This window comes from Pseudomonas sp. HY13-MNA-CIBAN-0226, assembly GCF_040310305.1.
GTDB classification, from domain to species: Bacteria; Pseudomonadota; Gammaproteobacteria; order Pseudomonadales; family Pseudomonadaceae; genus Aquipseudomonas; species Aquipseudomonas gregormendelii.
In genome coordinates this window covers 1-283 of record NZ_JBEOPS010000167.1, presented here as the reverse complement: position 1 = coordinate 283, position 283 = coordinate 1, and the positions used below count along the sequence as shown (strand labels likewise).

The following is a 283-nucleotide window of genomic DNA, read 5'->3' as shown; positions in this document are numbered from 1 at the left end:
CAGGAATATACTTCAACTCATAATCCATTGCTGTTTTGTTGAAGTTCTTAACTGCTTTAATATTTTTGCTAGCGTTAATTTTTGATTCAATGTATCCAGTCACGCCGTATTTCAATGTTGATGGAACGAAGCTTTTGAAATGCTCAACCGCTGTTGCTATTAAAGCCATGCTTATTTCAGCCTCAACATCTTTACTCAAGCTTTTAATTGCAGCATAAGACTTAGAAGAAGAAATAGGCGTTAGCTTACCATTTCCATCAAGTGGCACTTCAAAGGTTACTGG

1 protein-coding gene is annotated in these 283 nt (G+C 36.4%); it reads right to left on the bottom strand.

The window, feature by feature from the left end:
• The coding region (locus AAEZ05_RS28250; protein WP_350649874.1) for a hypothetical protein at positions 1-283 on the bottom strand (283 nt) is incomplete at both ends.